The sequence below is a fragment of the Thermus sp. H19.2 genome (genome assembly GCF_054979525.1).
In genome coordinates this window covers 285,951-300,706 of sequence record NZ_CM143429.1, presented here as the reverse complement: position 1 = coordinate 300,706, position 14,756 = coordinate 285,951, and the positions used below count along the sequence as shown (strand labels likewise).

General features: G+C 70.3%; 14 protein-coding genes. 3 read left to right on the top strand and 11 right to left on the bottom strand.

Annotation, left to right across the window (positions count from 1 at the left end; all coding sequences use genetic code 11):
* Positions 1 to 19: 19 nt before the first annotated feature.
* Together ACY5J6_RS01725 and ACY5J6_RS01720 are read left to right on the top strand one after the other, a co-directional pair.
* A complete protein-coding gene (locus ACY5J6_RS01725) occupies positions 20 to 1,594 on the top strand; it encodes a DNA repair protein RecN (RefSeq protein WP_462845685.1) in 1,575 nt (524 codons plus the stop codon).
* Positions 1,591 to 2,763 carry a GGDEF domain-containing protein gene (locus tag ACY5J6_RS01720; protein WP_462845684.1) on the top strand — a complete coding sequence of 391 codons (1,173 nt, stop codon included), beginning with the start codon at positions 1,591 to 1,593 and terminating at the stop codon, positions 2,761 to 2,763. Before ACY5J6_RS01725 ends, ACY5J6_RS01720 begins: the two co-directional genes overlap by 4 nt.
* Here the strand turns inward: ACY5J6_RS01720 and ACY5J6_RS01715 are convergent.
* From ACY5J6_RS01715 to gmk, 5 genes are read right to left on the bottom strand one after another with little or no spacing between them, the layout of a single operon-like run.
* A complete protein-coding gene (locus tag ACY5J6_RS01715; RefSeq protein ID WP_054638578.1) occupies positions 2,747 to 3,358 on the bottom strand; it encodes a MarC family protein in 612 nt (203 codons plus the stop codon). The genes ACY5J6_RS01720 and ACY5J6_RS01715 overlap by 17 nt on opposite strands.
* 3 nt (positions 3,359 to 3,361) lie before the next feature.
* On the bottom strand, positions 3,362 to 3,856 hold the full coding sequence (argR, locus tag ACY5J6_RS01710) for an arginine repressor (protein ID WP_462845683.1): 495 nt from the start codon (positions 3,854 to 3,856) through the stop codon (positions 3,362 to 3,364).
* Between the two features lie 10 nt (positions 3,857 to 3,866).
* Positions 3,867 to 5,054: a bifunctional phosphopantothenoylcysteine decarboxylase/phosphopantothenate--cysteine ligase CoaBC gene (gene coaBC / locus ACY5J6_RS01705; RefSeq protein WP_462845682.1), complete on the bottom strand. Its 1,188-nt coding sequence runs from the start codon at positions 5,052 to 5,054 to the stop codon at positions 3,867 to 3,869.
* Positions 5,054 to 5,356: a DNA-directed RNA polymerase subunit omega gene (gene rpoZ / locus ACY5J6_RS01700; protein WP_054638581.1), complete on the bottom strand. Its 303-nt coding sequence runs from the start codon at positions 5,354 to 5,356 to the stop codon at positions 5,054 to 5,056. The genes coaBC and rpoZ overlap by 1 nt, the downstream gene beginning before the upstream one ends.
* Positions 5,337 to 5,999 carry a guanylate kinase gene (gene gmk, locus ACY5J6_RS01695; RefSeq protein WP_054638580.1) on the bottom strand — a complete coding sequence of 221 codons (663 nt, stop codon included), beginning with the start codon at positions 5,997 to 5,999 and terminating at the stop codon, positions 5,337 to 5,339. The genes rpoZ and gmk overlap by 20 nt, the downstream gene beginning before the upstream one ends.
* A gap of 91 nt (positions 6,000 to 6,090) precedes the next feature.
* Between gmk and ACY5J6_RS01690 the strand changes: the two genes are divergently transcribed.
* The gene (locus ACY5J6_RS01690) at positions 6,091 to 7,518 is read left to right on the top strand and encodes a glycoside hydrolase family 13 protein (protein WP_462845681.1); all 1,428 of its coding nucleotides are present in this window, start codon (positions 6,091 to 6,093) and stop codon (positions 7,516 to 7,518) included.
* Here ACY5J6_RS01690 and ACY5J6_RS01685 read toward each other — a convergent pair.
* Genes ACY5J6_RS01685 through ACY5J6_RS01660 form a run of 6 tightly spaced genes read right to left on the bottom strand, consistent with a single transcriptional unit; the run spans position 7,495 to position 14,719 of the window.
* On the bottom strand, positions 7,495 to 7,956 hold the full coding sequence (locus tag ACY5J6_RS01685; protein WP_462845680.1) for a methylated-DNA--[protein]-cysteine S-methyltransferase: 462 nt from the start codon (positions 7,954 to 7,956) through the stop codon (positions 7,495 to 7,497). The genes ACY5J6_RS01690 and ACY5J6_RS01685 overlap by 24 nt on opposite strands.
* 3 nt (positions 7,957 to 7,959) lie before the next feature.
* Complete coding sequence (locus ACY5J6_RS01680) at positions 7,960 to 9,030, bottom strand: SpoIID/LytB domain-containing protein (RefSeq protein ID WP_462845679.1); 1,071 nt, start codon at positions 9,028 to 9,030, stop codon at positions 7,960 to 7,962.
* A 13-nt stretch (positions 9,031 to 9,043) separates the two neighbouring features.
* The gene (gene bshC, locus ACY5J6_RS01675) at positions 9,044 to 10,498 is read right to left on the bottom strand and encodes a bacillithiol biosynthesis cysteine-adding enzyme BshC (protein ID WP_462845678.1); all 1,455 of its coding nucleotides are present in this window, start codon (positions 10,496 to 10,498) and stop codon (positions 9,044 to 9,046) included.
* A gap of 10 nt (positions 10,499 to 10,508) precedes the next feature.
* Positions 10,509 to 11,129: a Crp/Fnr family transcriptional regulator gene (locus tag ACY5J6_RS01670; RefSeq protein ID WP_462845677.1), complete on the bottom strand. Its 621-nt coding sequence runs from the start codon at positions 11,127 to 11,129 to the stop codon at positions 10,509 to 10,511.
* A 9-nt stretch (positions 11,130 to 11,138) separates the two neighbouring features.
* Complete coding sequence (locus ACY5J6_RS01665; protein WP_462845676.1) at positions 11,139 to 11,957, bottom strand: menaquinone biosynthesis family protein; 819 nt, start codon at positions 11,955 to 11,957, stop codon at positions 11,139 to 11,141.
* A 5-nt stretch (positions 11,958 to 11,962) separates the two neighbouring features.
* On the bottom strand, positions 11,963 to 14,719 hold the full coding sequence (locus ACY5J6_RS01660; RefSeq protein WP_462845675.1) for a tetratricopeptide repeat protein: 2,757 nt from the start codon (positions 14,717 to 14,719) through the stop codon (positions 11,963 to 11,965).
* Between the last annotated feature and the right edge of the window lie 37 nt (positions 14,720 to 14,756).

Sequence of the window (14,756 nt, the reverse complement as noted above, 5' to 3'; positions counted from 1 at the left end):
GGCACTTAAAATAAGGGGGATGCTCCGGCGCCTCGAGGTGCGAAACCTCGCCGTGATCCGGGAGGCCGCCTTGGAGCTTTCCCCCGGCCTCAACGTCCTCACCGGGGAAACCGGGGCGGGAAAGAGCCTTTTGGTGGACGCCCTGGCCCTCCTTCTGGGGGAAAAGCCCGAGGAAAAGGTGGGGCCCTTCGGGGAAAGCCTCCTGGTCACCGCCTTCTTCCAGGGAAAGGAGGAGCGGGTCCTCTCCCGGAGGGTGGGGAGCCGCTCCACCCCTCGCATCGACGGGGAGGTGGTGAGCCTCAGGGAGCTCCAGGAGGAGGCGGAAAGGTGGCTTTCCCTCCACGCCCAGCACGCCGCCCTCACCCTCCTCTCCCCCAGGCGGCAGAGGGAGCTTTTAGATGCCCTCCTGGACCCCGGGCTCCTGGCCCGCTACCAGGAGGCCTACGCCCGCCACCAGGCCCTGAAGGGGGAAAAGGAGGCCCTGGAAGAGGCCTTGAGGGCCAAGGCCGAGCGGGAGGACCTGCTCCGCTTCCAGTTAAAGGAGATCGCCGAGGCCAAGCCCCGCCCGGGGGAGGACGAGGAGCTTTGGCAGGAGGCCCGGAAGCTTCGCCACCTCGAGGCCCTGAGGGAGCGGGCAGGAAGGGCCTACGGCCTCCTGGAGGAGGAAGCCCTGGCGCCCCTGGAGGCCGCCTTGAGGGAGCTTAGGGCCGGGGGGCGGCTGGATCGGGCCCTGGAGGCCCTGGCCCAGGACCTGGAGGCCGCCCTCCACGGGGCCCAGGCCGTGGCCCGGGAGCTTGGGGACTACCTGGAAGGCCTGGAGGGGGACCCGGAGCGCCTTTCCTTCCTGGAAGCCCGCCTTTCCCTTCTGGAACGCCTGAAGCGCAAGTACGGACCCACCCTGGAGGACGTCCTGGCCCACGGGGAAAGGGCCCGGAGGGAGCTTGCCGCCCTGGAGGGGGGGGAGACCCGGCTTATGGAGGTGGCCCGGGAGCTCGCCGAAGCCAGGGAGGCCCTCCTCCTCGCGGGGGAGGCCCTAAGGGAGGCCCGGGGGCAGGCGGCCCGGGAGCTTTCGGCGGGCATGGAGCGGGAGCTTTCCGAGCTGGGCTTTCCCAAGGCCCGCTTCCAGGTGGACCTTAAGCCCCTCCCGGAGCCGGGGCCCTTTGGCCTGGAGGAGGTGGCCTTCCGCTTCTCCGCCAACCCCCACCTCCCCCCCGCCTCCCTCGCGGCGGCCAGCGGCGGGGAGCTCTCCCGGGTGGCCCTGGCCCTGGCCCTCCTCACGGGAGCCGAGGCCCCCACCGTGGTCTTTGACGAGGTGGACGCTGGCATCGGCGGGGAAACCGCCTGGAAGGTGGCCGAGCGCTTGGCCCGCCTGAGCGAAACCCGGCAGGTCTTGGTGGTCACCCACCTGCCCCAGATCGCCGCCCGGGCCCACCGCCACCTGAAGGTGGTGAAGACCGGGGAGGAAGTGCGGGTGGAGGTCCTGGAGGGGGAGGCCAGGGTGCGGGAACTGGCCCGCCTCCTCTCCGGCCAGTACACCGAGGCCGCCCTCGCCCACGCACGGCTCCTCTTGGAGCGCCCCGAGGTCCAGGGATGAGCCTCCTGGAGGCCCCCTACCCCGTTTTCCTCCTCCGGGAAGAGGGCGTGGAGCGGAACCCCCTGGCCCAGGACCTGCCCCTGCCCCAAGGCACGTCCCTCACCGCCCGGGGAAGGACCTACCGGGTGGCCCGGCTTCCCGCCCCCGAGGGCACCTACCTCCTCTTGCTGGAGGTGAGCGACTTGGCCGCGCGCGCCCGGGCCTACCAGGGCCTCCTCCGGGTGCTCCAGGGGCTTTTACGGCACGAGGAGCCGGAGGAGCTTCTTCAGGAGCTTATCCGCGAGGCGGTGGCCGCGGTGCCCGGGGCCGAGGCGGGAAGCATCCTCTTGCGGGAGGGCGGCCACTTCCATCTGGTGGCCCAGGAGGGCTTCGGCAAAAAGCTCCTCTGGGCCCGCACCACCTTGGAGGAGGAGCTCGCCTGGTACGGCCTGGGGGTGGACAACTGGCTCAAGGGCCGCCCCCGGGTGCTCCAAGGGGAGGAGGTGCGAAGGCTTTCCTCCCTAAGCACCGTGGAGGCCCGGCCCGCCTTCTTTGAGCACGGCCGCCTCCTGGAGATCCAGGCCACCCTGGGCCTCCCCATCGTCTTGGAAGGGGAGGTCCTGGCCACCATGAACCTGGACAGCTTCTCCGACCCCGAGGCCTTCGGCCCCCTTTCCCTGGAGCTGGGCCGGGCCTTCGCCCTCGAGGCCGCCCTCCTCCTCAAGGCCCTAAAAGAGCGGCAACTCCTCCAGGCGGCCGCCCGCACGGACCCCCTCACCGGACTCCTCAACCGCCGGGCCCTGGAGGAAGCCCTCCAGGGCCTGCAAAGGGAGGCCCGCACCCTGGGGGAACCCCTCACCCTCCTCTACTGGGACCTCAACGGCCTCAAGGCCCTCAACGATCGGGAGGGGCACGCCGCCGGGGACCAGGCCCTGAAGGCCCTGGGCCAGGCCCTCCTGCGCCTTTGCCGGAAGCGGGACCTGGCCTTCCGCATCGGGGGCGACGAGTTCGTGAGCCTCCACCTGGGCCTCCGCGAAGAGGAGGCCCCCCTCCTGGTGGAGCGGTTGCGGGAAAGCCTGGCCTACGGGGTGGCCGCCGGGGGGATTGGGGCAGAGGAGGGGACCCTGGAGGACCTCCTCCAGGAGGCCGACCGCCGGATGTACCGCAACAAGCCTAAAGAAGGCCCTTGACCCCTTGGGCCACGTACTGCACCGCCAAGGCGGCGAGGAGGATGCCCAAAACCCGGGTCACCACGTTGATCCCCGTGCGCCCCAGGGCCCGGCGCACCCGGATGGCCGCCCGCAGGAAGAGGTAGGCCAGGGCCAGGACCAAAAAGGCCGTGAAGAGGACCATCCCCACCCCTAAGGGCACCCGCGTGGCCTCCGCCCCCAAGACCAGCACGCTGGCCAGGGCCCCCGGTCCGGCGATGAGGGGGATGGCCAGGGGGAAGACGGAGATGTCCGCCCTCTCCAAGGCCTCCTTGGCCTCTTCCTCCGTCTCCCGCTCGTGGTGGGCGAAGACCATCTCCGTGGCGATGCGGAAAAGGAGGATGCCCCCGGCCACCCGCAGGGCGTCCAGGCTGATGCCCAGGTAGCCCAGAAGCCCCCGGCCGAAAAAGAAAAAGAAGGTGAGGAGCCCCCCCGCCACCAAGACCGCCTTGCGGGCGATGCGGGCCTGCTCCTTGGGGGAGCGGTCCCCGGCCAGGGCCAAGAACACCGGCACCAGGCCCACCGGGTCCATGACCACGAAGAGGGTGAGGAAGGACTTGAGGAAAAACTCGGGCACGGCTTAGGAGGAGGCCCGCTTCGGTCCTAGGGCTTTGCCCGCAAGGAGGAGCCCTCCGAACTCCTCCTCCAAAGTCCTGGCGTCCTCCTCCGTGCGGGCCACCACCAAAATGGTGTCCTCCCCCGCCAGGGTGCCCACGATCTCGTCCCGCTTCAAGCGGTCTATGAGGAGGGCGATGCCCGAGGCGTGCCCCTCGGCGGTCTTGAGCACCAAGAGGTTGCCGCCCCGGTCCACGTCCTTCACGAAGAGGCCCACCTGCCGCTGGAGCTCCTCGTACACCTCCTCGGGAAGCTCCATGGAGGGGAGGGCGTACTTGTGCCGCCCCTTACCCAGGGCCACCCGGGCCAGGCGGAGCTCGGCGATGTCCCGGCTCACCGTGGCCTGGGTCACCTCAAACCCGAGCTGGCGCAGGCGCTCCACCAGCTCCTTCTGGGTGCTGATCTCCTCCTTGCGCACGATCTCCTGGATGGCGCGGTGCCGCTCCGCCTTGCTACGCATACCCAACCCCTCAGCGCCCCAACTCCTTGACCAAGTCCAGTATACGTTCGGCCACGTCCCGTTTTCGCATCCGGGGAAGCTCCAGGACCCGCCCGTCCCTAAGCAGGAGGACCACCTCGTTCTCCAGGCTCCCGAAGCCCACCCCCTCCCGGTTGACCCAGTTGAGGACGATGAGGTCCAGGTTCTTGCGCTGTAGCTTCTCCCTGGCCCGCTCCAGGCCCTCCCCGGTCTCCATGGCGAAGCCCACCAGGACCCGGCCCTCCTTCCTCTCCCCGAGTTCCTTGAGAATATCGGGGTTGGGCACGAGGCGGAGGACCTTTTCCGCCTCGGCCTTGGGTTCCTTCTCCTTTAGCGTTTCGGCGGGCCTGTAGTCGGCCACCGCCGCCGCCATCACCACCGCCTGGGCCCAGGCGTAGCGGTCCAGGATGGCCTGGCGCATCTCCAGGGCGCTTTCCACCCGCACCACCTCCACCCCCCAAGGGTCGGGAAGGGAGGTGGGGCCCGAGACCAGGACCACCTCCGCCCCCCGGTCCCGGGCGGCCTCGGCCACGGCGTAGCCCATCCGCCCGGAGGAGGGGTTGGAAAGGAAGCGCACGGGGTCCAGGTACTCCCGGGTGGGCCCGGCGGAGACCAGGAGATGGAGGCCTTTTAGGTCCTTGGGGGCGAGGAAGGCCTCGAGGCGCTCCACGAGCTCCTCGGGCTCCAGCATCCGCCCCCACCCTTCCCCTTCCCCCACCGCCGCCAAGGGGCCGTAGGCGGGGCCGAAGAGGGCGTGGCCCAGGGCCTTGAGCCGCTCGGCGTGGGCCTGGACCTGGGGGGAAAGCCACATGGCCTCGTTCATGGCGGGGGCCCAGGCCACCCGCCTGGACCCGGCGAGGAGGGTGGCGGAGAGGAGGTCGTCGGCGAGGCCGAGGGCGGCCTTGGCCATGGCGTCCGCCGTGGCGGGGGCCACCAGAACCACCTCCGCCCAGCGGGCGAGCTCTATGTGGAGGGCCCTCCCGTCGGGCCGGAACCAGGCCTCCTCCGTGGCCACCTCGCCCCCCGCGGCCACCGCCAAGGAAAGGGGGGTGATGAACTCCAGGGCCCTCTCCGTGGCCAGGGCCCGGACCTCGTGCCCCTCGGCTCGGAGGAGGCGGAGGAGGTGGGGGGCCTTGAGGGCCGCCACCCCCCCCGTGACCGCCACCAGCACCCGGGCCACTAAGCCTCCTCTTCCGCCACGGGGTAAAGCTTCTCCATCTCCCTTTGCAGGCGGTCCTCGGGAACCAGGTGCTCCCCGAAAACGAGCCTGCCCGTCAAGAGCTCCTTCATGGCCCAGGTGACGGCGTTGGGGTCGTCAAAGAGGCCCTCGAGGGTGCGCATCTTGGGCCTTTCCTCCGGCTCCAAGACGGTGTTCTTGAAGCGGTGGCGCAAAAGCTGCTGGGCCCTTTTGGCCACCACCACCGTGAGCCGGTACTTGGAATCCACCATGCCAAAGAGCTTGTCAATCCCCGGTTCCGCCATGACTCCTCCTCAGAATCTCGTCCAGGTCCCTCTCCAAAACCTCGTCCCGGGCCAGGGCCCGCCCGATGGCCTCCCCCATCCGCGCCTGGCGGCGGCGCTCGGCGGTGAGGATGGCCAAGAAGTCGGCCACGGCCTCCTCCAGGACGTCGTTCACCACCACGTAGTCAAAACGGTGGGCGTTCCTGATCTCCCTCTCCGCCTGCTCCAGGCGCTTCTGGATCCTTTCGGGGGAGTCCGTACCCCGGTAGACCAGGCGCCGCTTCAGCTCGGAAAGGGAAGGGGGCACCAGAAAGATGAGCACCGCCTCGGGCATCCGCTCCTTCACCTGGAGGGCCCCCTGGACCTCGATCTCCAAGAGCACGTCCTCTCCCCTGGCCAGGGCCCGCTCCACCGGGGCCTTAGGGGTGCCGTAGAGGTGCCCCACGTACTCGGCGTGCTCCAAAAACCCCCCCTGGGCGAGGAGGGCCTCAAAGGTGGGCCGGTCCACAAAGTAGTAGTCCACCCCGTGCCGCTCCCCCGGGCGGGGCGGGCGGGTGGTCATGGAGATGGAGTAGAAGAGGCGGGTGCGCTCCAGGACCTTGGCGCGCACCGTGCCCTTCCCCACCCCGCTGGCCCCGGTCATGACGAAGAGCTGGCCCCGCATACCCCTCACCCCGGGAGGATACCAAAAGCCCCCGGCCCCGGCAAGGATTTTTGTGATCTAGGCACATTCTTTCTGTGGTACACTCTTCCCCATGGCCTGGTACGAGGGCGCCTTCTTCTACCAGATCTTCCCCGACCGCTTCTTCCGCGCAGGCCCCCCGGGCAGGCCCGCCCCCGCGGGGCCCTTTGAGCCGTGGGAAGCCCCGCCCACCCTCAGGGGTTTCAAGGGGGGGACGCTTTGGGGCGTGGCGGAGAAGATCCCCTACCTCCTGGACCTCGGGGTGGAAGCCCTTTACCTCAACCCCGTCTTCGCCTCCACCGCCAACCACCGGTACCACACCGTGGACTACTTCCAGGTAGATCCCCTCCTGGGGGGCAACGCCGCCCTCCGCCACCTCCTGGAGGTGGCCCACGCCCACGGGATGAGGGTCATCCTGGACGGGGTCTTTAACCACACGGGGAGGGGCTTTTTCGCCTTCCAGCACCTTTTGGAAAACGGGGAGGCGAGCCCCTACCGGGACTGGTACCACGTGAAGGGGTTTCCCCTCAACGCCTACGGCCTCGAGCCCAACTACGAGGCCTGGTGGGGCAACCCCGAGCTCCCCAAGCTCAAGGTGGAAACCCCGGCGGTGCGGGAGTACCTGCTTTCCGTGGCCGAGCACTGGGTGCGCTTTGGGGCCGATGGCTGGCGGCTGGACGTGCCGGGCGAGATCCCGGACCCGGAGTTTTGGCGGGCCTTCCGCCGACGGGTGAAGGAGGCCAACCCCGAGGCCTACCTGGTGGGAGAGATCTGGGAGGAGGCCGACTCCTGGCTCCAAGGGGACATGTTTGACGCCACCATGAACTACCCCCTCTCCCGGGCCCTCCTGGGCTTCGTGGGGGGGGAGGCCCTGGACCGGGAGCTCGCCGCCCGCTCGGGGCTTGGGCCCGTTGAACCCCTCCAGGCCCTGGCCTTCAGCCACCGCCTGGAAAACCTCTTTGGCCGCTACCGGGAGGAGGTGGTGCGGGCCCAGATGAACCTCCTCACCTCCCACGACACCCCCCGCCTCCTGAGCCTCCTGCGGGGTAGCGTGGAGCGGGCCAGGCTGGCCCTGGCCCTCCTCTTCCTCCTGCCTGGGAACCCCACGGTCTACTACGGGGAGGAGGTGGGCATGGAGGGGGGCCCCGACCCGGCGAACCGGGGGGGGATGGTCTGGGAGGAGGTCCGCTGGCGAAGGGAGATCCGGGAAACGGTAGGGCGCCTGGCCCGGCTCAGGAAGGAGCATCCCCTCCTGCGCACCGCCCCCTACCGGCGCGTCTACGCCCAAGACGGGCACATGGCCTTCACCCGCGGGCCCTACCTGGTGGTGGTGAACGCCACCTCCTATCCCTTCCGCCAGGACTTCCCCCTGCACGGGGCCCTGCCCCGGGGGGCCCAGGCGGTGGACCTCCTCTCGGGAAGCCTATGCACCCCCATGGGGGGGCGCCTTTGTGGCCCCGAGCTTCCCCCCTTTTCCCTAGCGGTCTGGGTGGAGGTCTAGGGCCCCTTCAAAGGCGAGGAGCCAGCGCTTCAGCCCTTCCTGCCCGGCGAAGCCCCCCAGGCGCCCGTCGGCGTGGATCACCCGGTGGGCGGGCACCAGGAGGAAGAAGGGGCAGGCCCTAAGGGCCGCCCCCACGGCCCGGGGGGCAAGGCTAAGCTCCCGGGCCAGGCGCCCGTAGCTTTCCGTCTTTCCGTAGGGAATGCGCCGCACCCGCTGGTAGAGGGCGATGCGGCTTGGGGAAAGGCCGGTGTAGTCCAGGGGCAGGTCCCAAAAATCGGGCTTTTCCCCGGCGAAATAGGCCTCCACCCTCTCCCGCACGGCACGGGCTAGGGAGCCCCTGGCCTCCTCTCCCCGGGGAAAAAGGACGGGCTCCAAGCGCCGCACCCCCAGGGAGGAAACCTCCAGCCAGAGGGGCCCAAGGGGCGTGGGGATCCACATGGGCTAGCGAAGGGCTAAGGCCGGGCCCGGAAGCCCCCCTAGGAGAAGGTCCGAAAGAAAGGTGCCGGGGAAGTAGTGCCCCAAGATCTCCCGGTGGCCGTACCCCGCCTCGGCCATGCCCTTGGCCCCCCACTGGGAAAGCCCCACGCCGTGCCCCGCTCCCCGACCCAGGGCCTCAAAGCCCTGGAACTCCACCAGGGTAGAGGGGAGGCCCAGGAGGCGCAGGAAGCGGCCCGCCTCGAGGCCCCGAAGCTCCACCCCCAGAAGCCGCACCCGCCACACCCGGCCCGAGGGGCTCCGCTCCAGAACCTGGGGAGGGTCCTCCCCCGTGGGGCTGAACCCCAGGGCCTGGAGCACCTTGGCCGCCTGGGCCTTGTCCACCCGCATCCGCCAGAGGCTTTTGGGGCCCTTGGCGTAGGGGTCGGGGCGGGGGCGGAGGTAGGGCAGGGCCTTGCCGAAGACCTCCTCGCTCCCCGCCGTCATCCCCCCGGAGTCGGCGTGGTAAAGGGCGGAGATGGCCTTTCCCCCGTAGCTTAGGACCTGGCCCCGGGTGGCCGCCACCGCCACGCGGTACCGTTCCTTTTCGGCGGAAAAGCCCAGGTAGACCTGGCAGAGCTCGCCCGCGCAGAGGTCGTAGGGAGCCTTGGGGTTCAGGCGGCTCACGGCGAAGGTGCGGGCCACCACCGCCTGGGCCTTCAAGGCCTCCAGGGGAAACCCCTCGGGCATCTCCCCGGGCAGGACCCCGAGGAGGTAGTCCTCCAAAGGAACCCGGTTCACCAAAAGAAGCCTCCCCCCTTCCACCAGGAGGCGCACCCCGCCCCGGTAGGCCCGGCCCTCTAGGGCGAAATAGGGAACGGAAAGGTCAAGGGAGGGGTAAACCCTTCCCTCCACCGCCACCCCCTGGGCCACGCCCCAGGCCCGCACCTCCCCCTCGGGGAGCTTGAGGACCACCTCCTGGCCCAAAGGAGCCTCCTTCAGGAGGACCCGCAAGGGGAGGTCCCCCTCCTGGGCCGAGGCGGGGAGGATTCCCAGAAAGAAGACCCCAAGGAGAGGGAGCCCCAACAGGCGCTTCATACTCCTCCCCATCTTACCCCAAGACCAGCACCGCCCGCCCCTCCAAGGGCGCCTCCTTCAGCCTCTTCAGGGCGTCTTGGTGGCGGAGGGCGTACATGGGGTAGGGGAAGACCCGCTCCTGGGGAAGCCCCAGGGGGAGGAGGTGGCGCTTTAGGCGCTCCAGGTGGTGGGAAAGCACCGCGTCCCGGGAAAGCCGGGCGCGGAGCACCTTCCCAAGAAGCCGCTCCCCTTCTCCCAATATCCGCGCGCGGAAGCGGCGGAAGGGGCGCTCCAGGGTGGGCTCCAGGGCCCGGGCCCTTTCCGCCAGGGCCTGGGCTTCCTCCAGAAGCCGGGCGAGCTCCCCTTCCACCTGGCGGAAGCCCTCCAGATTCTCCCGGAGGGCCTGGAGGAAGACCTCCTCCCCCCGGTCCACCAAGGCCCAGGGGTCCAGGCGGTACCGCTCCAGGATGCGCCGGATGGGGGGCTCCAGCACCACCCCCCGCATCCTCAGGAAGAGGGCGGGCATGGAAAGGCCGTGGAGGGCGTAGACCCGGGAAAGCTCCGCCACGTAGCGAAACTCGTTGGGGCCCACCACAAAGCCCGCCGTGGGGAGGACGAGGTCCTGCAGCACGGGCCTGAGGCCCGCCGCCGGGGTGAGGCGGGAGGGGTCGGCCCTCAGGATCTCCCGAAGCTCCCCCGGGGTGTAGCGCCGCACCCCATCGGTGAAGGCCCCACTCTCGTAGAAGAGGAGGCGCCTCTGGTCGGTCTCCAGGAAGAGGTTGGTGGCCCCGGGCTTACGCCTAAGGGGGGGCTTCCCCCCAAGGGCCCGAACCCTTTCCGCCTCCTGGTTGATGGCCTCGGCGCTAGCCAAGGGGTCCTGGATCTCCCGCTCCAGGGCCTCCTGGAAAAGGGGAGCCAGCTCCTCCGCCATGGGGTCAAAGGGCAGAAGCCCCCGCTCCCCCAAAAAGGCCAGGAGGACCCGGGCGAAGAACTCGGAAAGCGTCTCCCCTTCCAGGGCGTAGGCCAGGCGGGGGTCCTTTGCCCAAGGGCCGAGGAAGTCGGCGATGGCCTTGCGGTGGGGCTCGAGGGGAAGGCGCCCCGCGGGGCGGGGGGGAAGGGCAAGGGAGAGGGTGCGCACCTCCTCCTCCAGGAGGAGGTGAAGATGGCGCACCTCCTCCACATCGTGGTCCTGGGAGGCCACCCAGAAGACCCCGGCCGCCCCCACCCTTTCCGCCAGGCCCAAGGCGGTGTGGGCCTTGTAAAAGGTGAGGGCCGGCCCCCCCAGAAGCCCCGCCTGCTGGCCCGTGACCACCGCCCCCACCTCCAGACGCCCCAGGGCCCGGAAGGCCTCCTCCGGGGCCTGAAGGCGCCTGAGGTAGGCCTTTAGGGCCTCCCGGAGCTTAGGGTGGCCCCCCCGGCCCAGGCGGGACCTCAAGGCCTCCTCCCCCTGGGGCAGGTTCAAAAGGCGGGCCAGCAGGATGGGCTCCATGCTTCAAAGCCTAAAGCGCCTCCGCCAAGCGGGCAAGGGCCTCGGGGTCCAGGACCTCCACCCGGCGGTAGCCCAGCTCCACCCAGCCCTCCAGGGCCCACTCCCCCAGGAGCTTGGTCACCGTCTCCCGGGTGGCCCCCACCATGCGGGCCAGGTCCTGGTGGGAGAAGGGGATCTCCCCCCCTTGGGCCAGGCCCAGGAGCAGGCGGGCCAGACGCCCCCCCACGGGGAGGTGGCGCACCTCCCAAAGCCGGGCCTCCGCCGCCTTGAGCCTGGCGTAAAAGGCCTTCAGGAGAAAGGCCTGCACCTCGGGAAAACCCCGCAAGAGGGAAAGGAGGGCCTCCTGGGGAGCGAAGAGGAGCTCGGCGTAGGTGAGGGCCGAGGCCCCCGCCGTGCGCCTCTCCCCCACCAAGGCCTCCTCCCCCAGAAGCCCCCCAGGGCCCACCACCCCCAAGGTGGCGGGCTCCTCCAGGGGCCCGGAACGCTCCAGCCAGATCCACCCTGTCCGCACCAGGTAGAGGCCATCGGCCCGGTCCCCCTCGGCGTAGAGGCGGGTGCCCCGCCGCACCCTAAGGGGCTGGAAGGCCCGGAGGGCCGCCTTCTGGGCCTCGAGGGGAAGCTCCTGGAACATGCTCTCAGCCTATAAAAAGAGGGGCTCGGGGGAAGGAGGGAGAAGCCCCCGGGCCTCGGCCTCGGCGAAGAGCCGCTCCACCGCCCTCTTCCCCTCCTCGCCCACGTCCTGGCTGAAGGCGTTCACGTAGGCGCGCACGTGGGCCCAGATCACCTCCTCGGAAAGCTCCTGGGCGTGGGCCTTGAGGTAGGGCAGGGTCTCCTCGGGATGGGCCCAGGCGTACTCCAGGCTTCGGCGCACCGCATGGTCCAGGGCCAGGATGAGCTCCTCCCCCAGGTCCCGCCGGGCCAGGATGGCCCCCAGGGGCAGGGGCAGGCCGGTCCACCCCTCCCACCACTCCCCCAGGTCCACCACCTTGGTGAGGCCGTACTGGGGGTAGGTGAAGCGGCTTTCGTGGATGATGAGGCCGGCCTCCACCTCCCCCTGGGCCACCAAGGGCAAGATCCGGTCGTAGCGCACCTCCACGGGGCGGAAGCCCTGGGCGTAGAGGGAAAGGAGCAGGAAGGCGGTGGTGTTCCGCCCCGGGACCGCCACCCGAAGCCCCTCCAGGCCCTGGAGGGGCCTTTTGGCCACCAGGAGGGGCCCCACCCCCCTCCCCAGGGCCCCCCCGCTCCTTAAGGCCACGTACCGGTCCCGCACCCGGCCGTAGGCGGCGTAGGAGAGCTTGGTGAGGGGTAGCCTCCCCTCCAAGGCCCAAAGGTTCAGGGTTTCCACGTCCTCCAAAACCGGCTCCACGGGGACGGGGCTTTCCACCCGGCCGTGGGTGAGGGCGTAGAAGATGAAGGTGTCGTTGGGGCAGGGGGAGTAGCCCAGCTTCAAGGCCTCCACGCCCCTCACTGTACCCCTTTGAGGGCCTTCTTGAAGACCTCGGGGGCGAAGGCCTTGAGGGCCCGCAAGAACCCCGTGGTTCCCCGGGCCCGCCCGGGGATGACGTACACCGGCACCCCCAGGCGCTCGGCCTCGAGGCGCACGGGCTCGGAGAGGTCGTGCCCCACGTAGCTGGAAACGATCATGAGGCCGTGGGCCTTCTCCAGGCGGCTCTGGATGCGCCTCAGGGCCTCCTTGCCCACCCCGGCGCTGTCGGCGTCGTACCAGTCCACCTTGAGGCCCCGGGCCTCCAAAAAGGGCACCAGGCGGCTCCTAAGCTGGGTATGCCCCCCCACCACCAGGAGGTGCTCCCCGTGGAAGCGGGGGAGGTCCTCCTCCAAAAGGTCGCCGAGGGATTCGGGCAGGCGGGGCGCCTCCTCCCCCAAGGCCTTCAAACCCTCTCCCACCGCCCTAAGCTCCTCCAGGTAGAGGGCGAGGCTCTCGTCGTGGGGCTTGAGGAAGAGGAGGTTCCGGAGAAGCTCCCGGGCCAAGGCCAGGTCCTTCTCCCGGTAAAGGGCCACCTCCAGGGCCTTCTGCCAGTACTCCGCCGCCCGGCGCCAGTCCCCCTGGGCCTCGTGGTGCTCGGCCAGGTCAAAGAGGACCTCCAGGGCCTGGGGGTGCCCCTGGAGCTCGGAAAGGAGAAGGGCCTCCGCCTCCGCCGCCCTCCCCGCCCCGTAGAGGGCGGCCAGGTACTGCCCCCGCACGGCCTCGGCCTCGGGGCTTTCCCGGAAGGAGCGGGAGAGGCGGTAGGCCAGGGCCAAAAGCTCCAGGGGAGGGCTTGGGGTGCGGCCCAGGGCCTGGTAGAGCAGGCTAAAGGCGGCCCAAGGCCCCTCCAGCCTCTCCAGGAGGTGCAGTAGCCCCAGGAGGTCCTCCTCGGCCACGGCCTCGAGCCCCGCATCCCGGGCCCGGGAAAGGAGCTCCCGGGCCAGGACCTCCTCTCCCCCCTTCAAGGCCTCCTGGGCCAGCCGGAAGAGGTAGGGGGCGGGGTAGGCCCTTAGGGCGTGGGCCCGCTTGTGGTCCCCCAGGACCTCCTTTAGCGGGCGGCCCAGGATCCGCTTCACCTCGGCCAGATGGTGGAAGGCCAGGCCCGCCACCTCTCCCTCCCCGTGGCGGGCCGCCCGCTCCAGGAGGTGCAGGGCCTCGGCCATGCGCCCTTCCCGCTGGCGGAGGATGCCGAGGAGCAAGGAGGCCTCGGGGATCTCCGCCCGGCTCAAGGCCTCGGTGAGGTAAGGCTCCACGGCCTTCAGGTCCTCCCCCCGGTACGCCAGGGGGGTGCGGAGGCGGAGGGCGCTCAAGGCCAGCCCCAGGAACCCTTCGGCCTCGTCCCGATCGGCAAGCCTCCTGGCGTAGCGCTCGGCCCGGGCGAAGAGCCCTTGAACAAGGGCCGCCCGCAGCCCAAGCCGGAGCATCTCCCGGGTGAGGAGGCCTGGGGCGAGGTCCTCTACGAACTCCGCCCGGCGGCTCACCTCCGCCCACTCCCCCTCCCGGGCAAAGCGGCGCATGCGCTCGGTGATGCGCTCCAGGGCCTCCTGGACGTAGAGCTCCGCCTCGGGGAGGCCCGACTCCACGAACTGCCTCAGGGCGTCGGCGTACCGCCCCTGGGCGAGGTAGACCCGGCCCAGGGCCAGCCGGTACCGCCCGCCCCGCACCGCCAGGGCCTCGAGGCGGGGCCTGGCCCGCTCGTACTCCCCAAGCTCCACCAGGACCAAGGCCCGGAGGTCCTCCGCCTCCTCGGAGAGGGCCCGCCTCAGGGCCTCCTCCGCCTCGGCGTAGCGGGAAAGGGCCAGGAGGGCCCGGCCCCGGAGGTAGGCGGCCTCCCCCGCCGCCTCCTCGGGCAGGCGGGCCAGGACCTCCTTGTGGTTGCCCCCCTCCAAAAGGGCCCGCATCTCCTCCAGGTCCACCCCCCCGGCCAAAACGGGCTCGGGCTCCTCCCAGGGCTCCTCCACGGCCTCCTCCCAGGAGGCCTCCGCCAGGGCCTCGGGCCTGCGGGCCAGGACGAGGAAGTACTCCCCCTCCCCCACCCGTTCCACCTGGGAAAAGCCCAGGCGCCTAAGGCCCTCCTCCACCCCTTCCGGGCTCTTGCCCAAAAAGGGTCCATGCCCGTAGACCAGAAGCCCCCCCGGCCGAAGGAGGCGGAGGAACAGGGGCAGGCGCTCAAAGAAGGCGAAGCGCTTCCAGAAGGCCTCGGGCGTCAGGCGGCTTTCCAGGTCCTGGTCCACGAGCCCCTCGGGGAACACGGAAAGGAGGAGCAGGGTGTCAAAGGGAGGAAGCGCCGCCTCCTCCGCCCAGCCCAGGTGCCAGGCCACCTCCGGCACCCTCTTTCTCCCCACCTCCACCGCCTCCTCCACCCCCTCCAGGGCGTGCCACTCCAGCTCGGGACGCTTCTTCTGCAGATAGCCCACCAGGGCCCCGGTGAAGGGGCCCACCTCCAGGACCTTCCCCTCCACCCGGGGAGGCACCTCCTTGGCGTAAAACTCCAGGAAGGGGAGGTGCATGCCGTAGACCAGGGCCTCCCCCTTGGGGACTTTGAGGACCTCGCGGTAGAAACTTCGCACCGCCTCCCGCCCCCCGCCTCCCAGGTAGGCCCGCCAGGCCTTGAGGAGGGGGGCCCGCCGGGCGGGGCTCCCCAGGCGCTTGGCGAGCTCGGCCTCGAAGCGCCCTGGGGGAAGGGGCCCCAGGACGCCGAAGCGCTCCTTCAGGTAAAGCCTTAGCTCCTCGGGCATTTGCCGGGAGTCTACCAAAGGAAAAGGGGGGCGGTAA